The sequence below is a fragment of the Citrobacter europaeus genome (assembly GCA_020099315.1).
Taxonomy (GTDB): domain Bacteria; phylum Pseudomonadota; class Gammaproteobacteria; order Enterobacterales; family Enterobacteriaceae; genus Citrobacter; species Citrobacter europaeus.
In genome coordinates this window covers 1,890,256-1,902,600 of record CP083650.1, presented here as the reverse complement: position 1 = coordinate 1,902,600, position 12,345 = coordinate 1,890,256, and the positions used below count along the sequence as shown (strand labels likewise).

The window sequence follows — 12,345 nt, the reverse complement described above, 5'->3', positions numbered from 1 at the left end:
GAACCATCTTTATTAACAAATCTCTGTGGAAGGTACCCCTACGCATGCAAAAAATAACACAAATATTATCCGGCGCATTTATGCTTTTCCCTACGCTAACAATGGCAGCCTCAGCGAATAATGAATACGTATCAGACTGGTGGCATCAAAGTATTAATATAGTTGGGAGCAACTCCACTCGTTTTGGGCCACTAAAAAGAGCCGACTTATATCCCGAGTATCGTGCATGGGCACATGTGGATTGGTTTGATTTCTATGGCTATGCTGACTTACCTAAGTTTTTTGGTATAGGCAATGATAATGATATCGGCATTTGGGACAACGGTTCTCCGTTTTTTATGGAGATAGAACCGCGCTTTAGCATCGACAAACTAACGGGGGTCGACCTAAGTTTTGGTCCATTTAAAGAATGGTATTTTGCCCACAACTATATCTATGATGCAGGAACCAATGCAGGACAACGTCAGAGCACATGGTATATGGGGATAGGGACAGATATTGAAACGGGACTACCGATGACGTTATCTGCAAATATCTATGCCAAATATCAAGGAAACAATTACAATGCAGCCAACGAAAACGAATGGGATGGTTATCGCTTTAAAGTAAAATATGTCATTCCTATTACCACAATATTTGGTGGAAACCTAAATTACGTCGGCTTTACCAACTTTGACTTTGGTTCAGACCTAAAAGAAAAATCAGGTGGCGAGCAGCAATTTTACTCCCGAACAAATAGCTCGATAGTTTCCACAAATGTACTCAGTCTGGTTTATCCTCACTGGAACTTTGGCGCCACCCTGCGTTATTTCTATCATGGTGGACAATTTGAAGAAGGTAGTAAAGCATTTAACAGCGACGGAGACATCACCTCTATAGACTCAACGGGGTGGGCATACTATTTAACTGTTGGTTACGCTTTTTAAACAATCTGCAAGGAATTAGCTATGAAGGTAAAAACGATTACAGCAGGTATTCTGTTGACATTGCCATTTTGGGCCTGCGCCAAAGATGTCACCATTATTTATACCAATGATCTCCATGCTCATGTTGATACTTATAAAGTCCCCTATGTAGCAGACGGTAAACGTGAAATTGGTGGATTCGCTAATATAAGCACTTTAGTCAAGCAGGAAAAATCCAAAAATAAAGCCACATTTTATTTTGACGCCGGTGACTATTTTACCGGGCCGTATATCAGCAGCCTGACTAAGGGTCAGGCCATCATTGACATCATGAATACTATGCCCTTTGATGCAGTATCAATAGGTAATCATGAATTCGACCATGGCTGGGATAATCTCTTGCGGCAGTTGAGCAAAGCAAAATTTCCTGTTCTGTTGGGGAATGTATTCCACAAGGACAGCGAGATACCATTCTGGAACAAACCGTATACCATCCTGGAAAAGGATGGCGTGAAAATTGGCGTTATTGGGCTGCACGGTGTGTATGCATTCAATGACACCATTTCAGAACTCTCGATCCAGGGGCTCGATAATGATAAAAGTAACCGCTTTGATAAATCAGCAGCTGCCCTCAAGAACCAGGGAATCGAAGCTCGCGATGAGGTGAAATATCTGCAGCATTATCTGGATGAGTTGCGGGGTAAAGTTGACGTCACCGTTGCGCTCGTTCACGAAGGCGTTCCGGCTCGTCAGTCCAGTATCGGTAGTACGGACGTTAGACGTGCACTGGATAAAGATATTCAGACCGCTAGTCAGGTTAAAGGGCTTGATATTCTCATCACCGGACACGCTCATGTTGGAACACCGGAACCTATCAAAGTGGGGGATACGCTAATCCTTTCTACTGACAGTGGTGGTATCGATGTAGGTAAATTGATACTTGATGTTGAACCAGGGGCGAATACAAAAAAAGTTAAAAGCTTCGAGCTGAAAACAATTTTTGCTGATGAGTGGAAACCTGATCCAACAACACAAAAAGTTATCGATGGCTGGAATAAAAAACTCGCGGATATTGTGCGTCAGCCAGTCGGTGAATCCCCGATCATGTTAACCCGTGCCTATGGCGAATCATCGCAACTAGGCAACTTATTTACAGATGCAATGCTCGTCGCTGCACCGGATGCACAGATCGCACTGATTAACTCCGGTAGTTTACGTGCTGATCTCAACGCGGGTCCCATTACCTTTGGTGACATTACCAGTACTTTCCCCTTTAAGAATGAGCTTACTGAGATGGATCTTAGCGGTAAGGAGCTGCGCAATCTCATGGAACATGGGGCATCTCTCACTAATGGCATACTGCAAATGTCAAAAGGTGCTGAAGTGCGTTACATGCCGCAGAATCCGGTCGGGCAGCGCATAGTATCGTTCACAATCAATGGCAAAGCGATTGAAGATACGCAGACTTACCATGTTGCCACCACGACCTTCCTTGCTTTAGGAGGCGATGGTTTTCTGGCATTTAAAGAAGGGAAAAATGTACAAGTCCGCGCCGGGAATAATATGTCTGATGTCGTGATTGATTATCTGAAATCGGGGCACAAAATCGTTCCCCACGAAGTTAACGAAATGCGTGTTGAAGTGAGTAAAAAATAAATAACCCAGGTGATGCTGTTTATTTTATAGATGGCATCACCTGTTCCTCACATATTACAAAGCAAATAGCATAATATTTTTATGAGGGTATTCGATAATGAAAAGTTGCCATGTGATGATGAAAAACTCAAGTCCATTATGTCATTTACATTGTAAGAGTTGCTTTTGCATCAATAACACGGAACACTCCCCAGAATGCAATACGTACTGTATGGACGATACGACACTTCAGCTATTTATTCGTCGAAAAATTGATACTGAGGAAGCGAGTGATGTGGTTTTTACCTGGCAGGACGGAGAATCAATGCCTGGCGGACTTCATTTCTTTGAACGAGTCATAGAGCTACAACAGCAATATGCGAAAAGTAAAAATATTATTAATACATTTCAAACCAACGGAATTCTTTTAGATGATGAATGGTGTGAGTTCTTCAAGAAAAACCAGTTTATGATTTGCATTTCAGTGGATAGCGATGTTGCATTACATGACAATACCTGCGATACGATTTCTGGTAAATCAACAAACTATCAGGTTGAAAATGCTGCGAGATTATTGCAAAAATATGATATTGAATTTAGCACACTGACGGTCGTTAACACCGAAAATAGCCACCATCCGCTGCGCATCTACCATTATTTAAAAAGTCTGGGTAGCCGCCATATGCAGTTTATTCCCTTACTTAGACCGCTTGTACAAGGCGGTGTAGATGCGCAAAGCCTTGGGCCAGCCGCACTGGGAATTTTTTTGAAAACGATTTTTTATACCTGGGTACGTCTGGATATCGGTACGATTAAAATCCCCATCTTTGAGCATGCGTTTGCTGCGTGGTGCGGGTTATCTGTGCCAACATGTGTTTATGCTTCATGTGATGATAGCGCGTTAGCGCTGAAAATAAACGATGATAATTATCATTGCGATCGCGTTGTTAATTCGAAATATTTTATGCGTGACCGCAATCAACCTATTGCAACCGCGATGCAGCAAAACTCGATGAATCAGAGAGTAGAATCATCCAAACCGACACTGGTAGAAGAATGTGCGAGTTGCAAAGTAGAATTCGCCTGCCACGGTGGTTGTGCAAAAGATCGCGTAGCACTTTCCCGATGCGGTGTTCCGCAACTTAATTATTTTTGTGAAAGTTATCAGGCCTTTTTTACTTATGTTGAACCCTATATGTTGATGATGAGGGCGTTATGGGAACAAAACTATGCGCCTTCCGATATTCGTCAATATTTGACCTGACAAACCTCTCAGTACGGGCTGATGGATGAACAGGAACTCAGGCTGGAGATACTGGGATAATCTGACATTCTATACTCTGTTCATAGAACACTCACTTTTGCTCAATAAAAATTGAATTTAATTATATAGCAAAGCCCATTCATTCATCTAATGAATGGGCTTTGCTATATAATTTATTCTCTCGATCAATTAGAAACTATCACCAAATATATTTAAATATAATTGCCAACAATCAAATAACACGTTACATTAACTCATCCTATTTAAACCACGTGCATTACCCGGATGAAATTTAGTATATCGAAAAAAATCTTGCAAGATTAAATTTGTCTATCTTTGGACTTATTTTTAAAATCACGTTTCATACATTTAATACAACACTACGTCACAGCATTATTTTAAAAAGGGAAAACCAATGAACAACAGAAATCGCGTCAAGGATGACGTATTAATAAAATTAGTTAAACCCACGAAAGATATAGAGATTTTACTTCAAGCAATTGGTCATCGTGGTAACACAATTAGTATCATTAAAAGACGACACATTAGCCTGACTCAAAACAATGAGCGGCATTGCGTAATTTTACTTAAGGGCAGTATATCTCTTTGTAGAATCAGTGACGGAATGGTGCTCAACTCAGAAAATGCACCATTTATCTTTGGCGCTAACATTCAGTTATCCTATTCACGCCATCTTTATGCCAAAGCAAAAGAAACATCGACACTGCTGCTTATTCCGCAGACTGAATTATACGAAATAGTTGACAGATTAAACCTCTGGAAGTCATTTGCTGCACTGCAAGATTATTCTGCGGCTAAAGTCTACTCTCATTGTCTGGCAGTATCACAACTATCTTCCTATGAGATTATACGCATTCACCTTCTTGAGTTAATTGATGAGCCAGAGTCCATCAGGAACAATATTACCGCTGCCAATTATATCATGAATCACTCATTTCTCTCGCGCAGCGGGATAATGCGGATCCTGGCAATACTCAAAACCGAAGGCTACATCCATCTTTCACGTGGTATTTTAACAGAAGTCATCAGCCTTCCCGAACAGCTCAGTCTGTTATATTCCAAATCAAAAACTGAATGACAATCATGCCGGGGCTCAGGTTAAACAATCCGTTAGAGTCTTGTTAAAGCGCGACATGTTACAGCCGAAAATCGCCATAACAAAACCGCACTTATAACCTGAGCCATTGGTTTATCAATTCATGAGATAGATATAACGTTATCCTTAAATTTGATAGTCAATCACGGTGTCATCCGGTTCCATCGCCTGGCGTTTGATTTCATCGACGGATAACCCTGCGTTACATAGCTCGATAAATCGCCAGACGTAGTTGCGCTGCAGTTGCCCGCGTTTCAGGCCTAGCCAGACCGTATTTGCATCAAATAAGTGCCGGGTATCCAGACGGGTCAAGCTCCCCTCCTCCTGCTCGCCACTGGATTGTTCTGCCACCAGTCCAATCCCCAAACCCAGCGACACATAGGTTTTAATCACATCCGAATCCTGGGCACTGAGGATAATATCCGGCACTAACCCTTTACGCGCAAACGCCTCATCGATACGGGAACGTCCCGTGATCCCCTGACGATAGGTAATCAAAGGCCAGTGTGAGATGGATTCCAGCGTAAGTGGAGAAGTCTTCGCTAAGGGATGATCATATGGCACGAGCAGGCTATGATGCCAACGAAACCAGGGAAAAGCCACCAGCAGTGGATCGCTGCTGAGTCGCTCACTGGCGATCCCGATATCTGCCCCGCCATTTTGCAGCAGCACGTCGATTTCCTGCGGCGTGCCCTGGATCAGTTCGAGTCGCACCTCAGGGAACAGCTCACGAAAGGCTTTAATTACTGCTGGCAGGCTATAACGCGCCTGGGTATGCGTGGTAGCGATCGTCAGTACACCGGACGTGTCATTGGTAAACAGATCCGCCAGTCGGCGAACGTTGCTGGCCTCATTCAAAATACGTTCAGCAATAACCAGCAAGGCTTTGCCCGGTTCGGTCATGCCCAGCAGGCGTTTACCGCGACGGATAAATATCTCGATACCCAGTTCATCTTCAAGTTCACGAATGTGTCGGCTGACGCCAGACTGGGAGGTGTACAGTATATTCGCGACCTCCGTCAGGTTGTAATCCTGACGGGCCGCCTCGCGGATTATTTTAAGTTGCTGGAAATTCACTTTTCGCTCCGGGCACATCAGACATTACGCTATTGTTAAAGTCTGACGCCCGGCATAACAAATAATAAAAACCTGCATCTTATTCCTCGCGGGAATAAGGTTTAGCTGACCAGCTGCAGCTCACGGTTTTCCAGCGCAGGACGGCTAACCAGCGACAACAGAATCTCCTTCACGGCCTGTGCCTGAGGCGATAAGCTCCCTCTGGCTGAGACGTTCAATGATAATGGCAGATTCATCGATGGGGTTGTTATCCGCGCCATCCAGCCGTTTGCAGCATTGCACAATGAACGAGCCGCCGACTCAGGCAATACCGTAACGCCCATACCGCTGGCAATAGCGGCCGTTAAGGTGGCAATAGACTCAATTTCGCCAATGACTTTAGCGGTTAAGCGACGTAGCGAGAAAGCTTCATCCACACGCAGACGAACTGCGCTGTAATCCCGTGGTAAAAACAGATTCATCTGCGCCACAGTGGCCAGATCGACGCTTTGCCCCGGACACTCACGCGTGCCGACCAGGTAAAGATCCTCTTTTAGCAACGGCTGGCTGCTGATACCCGCCACGGGTGAACGCTCATAGAGTACCGCCATATCTAACTGCCCGCTGAGCAGCTTGTCATTCAGCACCGCCCCACTGTTTTCATGCAAATAGACCAGTACCTCTGGCAGTTCTGCACGTACTGTCTGTAATAGCGGCATAGTGATGGATGACGCCGCCGTACCTGGCGCGAGGCCAATTGAGACCTGTCCCCCAAGAGTCTGGCCCACATTATTAACCGCAAGCTGCGCCTGTTCGCACTGACGCAAAATGGTCCGGGCATGGGTATACAACACTTTCCCCGCTTCCGTCGGCGTGACGCCACGCTTGGTGCGAATCAGCAATTGCTGATCCAGCTCGCCTTCCAGCGTGGCGACCTGCTGGCTTAGCGCAGGTTGCGCAATGTGCAACACTTCCGCTGCCTGGGTCAGGCTACCAATATCGACGATTTTCACGAAATATTTCAGTCGTCTGAAGTTCATTTTGCCTCCTGTCGGAATACCAGAACCCGTGCTGGCAGTCATTGAATTCAGGGTTGCAAGATGCTTGCCAGTTTCGTCATATGCCGTGTTTTACGGCTAAAACCGCGTAAAGTCTGGAGCAAAGGTGCGTAAAAAACATTATTTACATCTGTATGGCTTACTTTGATTGCCCTGGAAGAGGTAGGCGCGCACCAGAATGGGGCAAAAGCTTAAAAAGATGGAAAGATCGCCGCTTTGCTGATTTTGTCAGCAAACGAACGCACAAATGTATTTCCCCCTTTGACAAGCCTCATCACCCTCGCTAATATGCGCCTCGTTCAAACGATTCCTCTGTAGTTCAGTCGGTAGAACGGCGGACTGTTAATCCGTATGTCACTGGTTCGAGTCCAGTCAGAGGAGCCATATTTAGAAAAGCCTGCTTTTTAGCGGGTTTTTTGCTTTTCTGCATTACTGTTTTTCATTCGTCTTATTTTTCATCTTGTCCCATGTTGAGAGAGATAATCGTTTTCTCATCGCATCTGTCGCGGTAATCTCATAACGGTCGTTAATATATCGACTGCAATGTGTGTAACCCAACCTAAATACTAATAACTAAAAGACAGTACAGACAGGATAACTATGGATTCCACCCTCACCTCCACGGGTCCCCAACAGGACGCCTCTTCGCTTCATCGTGCCCGACGCGCTGCGCTTGGTAGCTTCGCTGGCGCCGTGGTCGACTGGTATGATTTTCTGCTTTATGGCATCACCGCCGCGCTGGTCTTTAATCGCGAGTTCTTCCCGCAGGTTAGCCCAGCGATGGGAACGCTTGCCGCATTCGCCACCTTTGGCGTCGGATTTTTGTTCCGCCCACTAGGCGGGGTGATCTTCGGCCACTTCGGCGATCGCCTGGGCCGTAAACGTATGCTGATGCTCACCGTCTGGATGATGGGGATTGCTACTGCGCTGATAGGGATTATTCCTTCCTTTGACACCATTGGCTGGTGGGCCCCTGTGCTGCTGGTAACGCTGCGTGCTATTCAGGGATTCGCCGTTGGCGGTGAATGGGGCGGCGCGGCGTTACTCTCGGTTGAAAGCGCGCCGAAAAACAAAAAAGCCTTCTACAGCAGTGGCGTTCAGGTTGGTTACGGCGTCGGACTGCTGCTTTCTACCGGTCTGGTCTCGCTGATTAGCTCGCAAACCACCGATGAGCAGTTCCTGAGCTGGGGCTGGCGTATTCCGTTCCTGTTCAGCATTGTGCTGGTTTTGGGGGCATTGTGGATGCGTAACCGTATGGATGAATCTGCCGAATTTGAACAGCAGCAGCAGGCACCGCAGCCAGAGAAAAAGCGGCTACCGGTAGTCGAGGCGTTAATCCGTCATCCGGGCGCATTTTTAAAAATTATCGCTCTGCGCTTATGTGAACTGCTGACGATGTATATCGTCACCGCGTTTGCTCTTAATTACTCCACGCAGAACCTGGGTCTGCCCCGCGAGCTGTTTCTGAATATTGGCTTGTTAGTGGGTGGACTGAGCTGTCTGACTATCCCCTGCTTTGCCTGGCTCGCGGACCGCTTTGGTCGTCGGCGCGTCTACATTACCGGCGCACTGGTCGGTACGCTGAGCGCCTTCCCGTTCTTTATGGCGCTGGAAGCACAGTCTATTTTCTGGATCGTGTTCTTCGCGATTATGTTAGCCAACATCGCGCACGATATGGTGGTCTGCGTGCAGCAGCCTATGTTTACCGGTTTGTTTGGCGCAAGCTACCGCTACAGCGGCGCAGGCGTTGGCTATCAGGTAGCAAGCGTGGTTGGCGGCGGCTTTACGCCCTTCATTGCTGCGGCACTGGTGACATTTTCGGGCGGAGACTGGCATAGCGTGGCCATTTATCTGATGGCTGGTTGTCTTATTTCTGCCGCCACCGCATTGCTGATGCGGGATAAGCAGCACGGTTAAGCCATGGTGCGAAGGTCGTCCGGCCTTCGCACAATCTTCCTCAACGTCTGACTTTTGTTTCATATTCCTGTGACATACTATCGGGAGAGCAGTACATCTGTGGAACAAGGAGACAGACATGATCAATAAGGGCTCCAGCCTGACACCGGCTCAGGCACTGGATAAACTGGACGCGCTGTACGAGCAGTCGGTTAAAGCACTGCGAAGCGCCATTGGTAAGTATATTGAAACAGGGATACTCCCTGACGTAACAGCCCGCCATAATGGTCTTTTTGTTTACCCGTCGCTTTGTGTCACCTGGGACGGCAGCGCCACAAATCCCCCGAAAACCCGCGCCTATGGCCGTTTTACCCACGCGGGCAGCTACACCACGACGATTACCCGTCCGTCGCTTTTTCGTCCGTATCTTGAGGAACAGCTCACGCTGCTGTATCAGGATTATGATGCGCATATCTCCGTCGAGCCATCGCTGCATGAAATTCCCTATCCATACGTCATTGACGGTTCTGAACTGACGCTTGACCGCTCGATGAGCGCCGGATTAACGCGCCATTTTCCCACTACAGAATTGTCCCAGATTGGTGACGAAACGGCAGACGGGATTTTTCATCCGGCGGAATTCTCCCCGTTGTCGCACTTCGACGCCCGACGCGTAGATTTTTCGCTGGCACGACTGCGTCACTACACAGGAACACCGGTTGAACATTTTCAGCCTTTTGTGCTGTTCACCAACTACACCCGCTACGTCGATGAGTTCGTGCGCTGGGGCTGCAGCCAGATCCTCGACCCGGACAGCCCGTATATCGCGCTGTCATGCGCGGGCGGGATCTGGATCACCGCAGAAACTGAAGCTCCGGAAGAAGCCATCTCCGACCTCGCCTGGAAGAAACACCAGATGCCTGCCTGGCATTTAATCACCGCCGACGGTCAGGGGATCACGCTGGTCAATATTGGCGTTGGCCCGTCTAACGCCAAAACCATTTGCGATCATCTGGCCGTACTGCGCCCTGACGTCTGGCTGATGATTGGGCACTGTGGCGGGCTGCGTGAAAGCCAGGCGATTGGCGACTATGTTCTGGCCCACGCTTATCTGCGTGACGATCACGTGCTTGATGCAGTTCTACCGCCGGATATCCCAATTCCGAGCATTGCGGAAGTACAGCGCGCACTGTATGACGCCACCAAAGAAGTCAGCGGTATGCCCGGTGAAGAGGTTAAACAGCGCCTGCGTACCGGTACCGTCGTCACCACTGACGATCGTAACTGGGAGCTACGCTATTCCGCTTCTGCGCTGCGTTTCAACCTCAGCCGCGCGGTGGCTATCGATATGGAAAGCGCCACCATCGCCGCCCAGGGCTACCGCTTCCGCGTTCCTTACGGCACGCTGCTGTGCGTTTCCGATAAACCGCTCCATGGCGAGATCAAACTGCCTGGTCAGGCCAACCGTTTTTATGAAGGCGCCATTTCCGAGCACCTGCAAATAGGTATCCGGGCTATCGATCGTCTGCGTGCTGAAGGCGACCGACTGCACTCCCGTAAATTACGTACGTTCAACGAACCGCCGTTCCGTTAAGGCCTGAAGGTAACTATGCACAACTCAACTCCTCTTTCCGCCCTGCGTAACTTGCTGATAGCGCAGGGGCTGGATGGCATGATTGTCCCGCGTGCCGACGCTCATCAAAGCGAAGATTGTACGCCGCATGACAATAAGCTGCCCTGGCTTACCGGTTTTAGCGGCTCTGCGGGACTCGCGCTGGTCCTGCAAGACCGCGCATTAATGTTTGTCGATGGACGTTATCAGGTCCAGGTGCGCAATGAAGTCTCGCTTGATGATTTTGAAATTCATCATTTACACGATGAACCGCTGGCTGACTATTTGCAGTCTCACGTTACAGCGGGCGCGCGTATCGGCTTTGAACCGCTGCTGATGGTCAACAGCCAGTTTGAAGCGCTTTCAGCAACGCATTGCGAGTTGGTGCCTCTTGCACAGGATCCTTTCGACCAGGTGTGGCTCGACCGCCCGGCGGCACCCTGTGGAATCATTCGTGAAATGCCCATTGAAATCAGCGGGGAAAGCAGTACGCAAAAGCGTGCCCGCGTCGTGGAGCAACTCATTCAATACCAGGCCGACGTTCTGGCGATCACCCTGCCGGATAACATTGCCTGGCTGTTGAATGTACGCGGTTCGGATCTGGCCATGGTGCCAGTGCCGTTTTCGTTTGCCCTGCTCCATCGCAGCGGTGAGCTGGAATGGTTTGTGGATAGCAACAAAACGCAGCAGCTCCCCGCATCGCTGCTGAATACGCTTACGCTGGCCCCGCAAGAGAGTTTCCTGGCGCGCTGCCAGCAGTTGGCTAAGGGTAAGCGCTTCCTGGTCGATAGAGACTACGCCCCGGTTGCGTTGCGTTTTGCCATTGAAGAACACGGCGGCAACGTCTTGTGGGCTCCTGACCCTATCACCCTGATGAAAGCGCACAAAAATGACGTGGAACTGGCAGGCTATCGGGAATGCCATGAACAGGATGGCGCTGCCTGGGTTAACTTCCTCGCCTGGCTTACGCATGAAGTCCCCTTGCGCGAAGCTGCAGGCAATCCGGTCACCGAACTGGAAGCGCAGGCAAAGCAACTGGAATTTCGCCAGCAGCAGCCGGGATTTATCGAGCAAAGTTTCAGCACGATTTCAGCCTCTGCCAGCAATGCCGCAATGTGCCATTACCACTCCAGTGAAAAAACCAATACGCCAATTACCTCTCAGGCCATGTACCTGAATGATTCCGGCGGCCAGTACCATAATGGTACGACGGATACGACGCGCACCCTCGCGTTTGGTCCACAGGATCCGCAGCGTCGTCTGCATTACACCGCCGTGTTGAAAGGCTTTTTGTCGCTTATCTCGCTGCAGTTCCCCAGCGGTACTCAGGGACATCAACTGGATGCCTTTAGTCGTCGGGCGTTGTGGGATTTAGGTCTGGATTTTGATCATGGAACAGGACACGGGGTCGGCCATCAGCTACTTATTCATGAGCAGCCCCATCGCATCGCCAAAAAAGTAAACCCCTGGCCTTTGGTAGCAGGCAATATCATTACCATCGAACCGGGTTATTATCTGGCCGGGCAATATGGGATCCGTATTGAGAATCAGGTGGAGATTATCAACAGTCGTCCTGGTTTCTGTCGTTTCTCAACGTTGACGCTGGTGCCGATTGATTTGAATCTGGTTGAACGGCATCTGCTCAGCGATGCAGAGAAGCAGTGGATTGATGATTATCACCAGCAGGTCAGAGAGTCGTTATCCCCTCGCGTGAACGCAGAGGCACGTCCGTGGCTGTTCGCCGCTACCGCGCCGATTCGCGTTCAGGCTAATTAATACAATAAAAAAGGCAGCCCGCAGGC

The 12,345-nt window shown here is 48.7% G+C and carries 9 protein-coding genes and 1 tRNA gene; 8 read left to right on the top strand and 2 right to left on the bottom strand.

Going from position 1 to position 12,345, the window contains the following annotated elements:
• Window positions 1–44 precede the first annotated feature (44 nt).
• The 4 genes from LA337_08900 (at window position 45) to LA337_08885 (ending at window position 4,903) form a co-directional block, all read left to right on the top strand.
• Window positions 45–926 (top strand): nucleoside-specific channel-forming protein Tsx, encoded by an 882-nt coding sequence (locus LA337_08900; protein UBI17790.1) that lies wholly within the window; start codon window positions 45–47, stop codon window positions 924–926.
• A 21-nt stretch (window positions 927–947) separates the two neighbouring features.
• A complete protein-coding gene (locus LA337_08895; protein UBI17789.1) occupies window positions 948–2,561 on the top strand; it encodes a bifunctional metallophosphatase/5'-nucleotidase in 1,614 nt (537 codons plus the stop codon).
• A 211-nt stretch (window positions 2,562–2,772) separates the two neighbouring features.
• Complete coding sequence (locus LA337_08890) at window positions 2,773–3,804, top strand: SPASM domain-containing protein (GenBank protein ID UBI17788.1); 1,032 nt, start codon at window positions 2,773–2,775, stop codon at window positions 3,802–3,804.
• 415 nt (window positions 3,805–4,219) lie between these two features.
• Complete coding sequence (locus tag LA337_08885; protein UBI17787.1) at window positions 4,220–4,903, top strand: helix-turn-helix domain-containing protein; 684 nt, start codon at window positions 4,220–4,222, stop codon at window positions 4,901–4,903.
• A gap of 144 nt (window positions 4,904–5,047) precedes the next feature.
• Here LA337_08885 and cbl read toward each other — a convergent pair whose 3' ends face one another.
• Window positions 5,048–5,998 (bottom strand): HTH-type transcriptional regulator Cbl, encoded by a 951-nt coding sequence (gene cbl / locus LA337_08880; protein UBI17786.1) that lies wholly within the window; start codon window positions 5,996–5,998, stop codon window positions 5,048–5,050.
• A 101-nt stretch (window positions 5,999–6,099) separates the two neighbouring features.
• Complete coding sequence (gene nac, locus LA337_08875; GenBank protein ID UBI17785.1) at window positions 6,100–7,017, bottom strand: nitrogen assimilation transcriptional regulator NAC; 918 nt, start codon at window positions 7,015–7,017, stop codon at window positions 6,100–6,102.
• 326 nt (window positions 7,018–7,343) lie between these two features.
• Between nac and LA337_08870 the strand changes: the two genes are divergently transcribed.
• The 4 genes from LA337_08870 (at window position 7,344) to LA337_08855 (ending at window position 12,319) form a co-directional block, all read left to right on the top strand.
• Window positions 7,344–7,419: transfer RNA gene (locus tag LA337_08870), tRNA-Asn, on the top strand.
• Window positions 7,420–7,635: 216 nt separating this feature from the next.
• Window positions 7,636–8,952 (top strand): shikimate transporter, encoded by a 1,317-nt coding sequence (gene shiA, locus LA337_08865; protein ID UBI17784.1) that lies wholly within the window; start codon window positions 7,636–7,638, stop codon window positions 8,950–8,952.
• Between the two features lie 118 nt (window positions 8,953–9,070).
• Window positions 9,071–10,525: an AMP nucleosidase gene (locus LA337_08860; protein ID UBI17783.1), complete on the top strand. Its 1,455-nt coding sequence runs from the start codon at window positions 9,071–9,073 to the stop codon at window positions 10,523–10,525.
• A gap of 15 nt (window positions 10,526–10,540) precedes the next feature.
• Window positions 10,541–12,319, top strand: coding sequence for an aminopeptidase P family protein (locus LA337_08855; GenBank protein ID UBI17782.1), 1,779 nt, complete (start codon window positions 10,541–10,543; stop codon window positions 12,317–12,319).
• The last annotated feature ends 26 nt before the right edge of the window (window positions 12,320–12,345 follow it).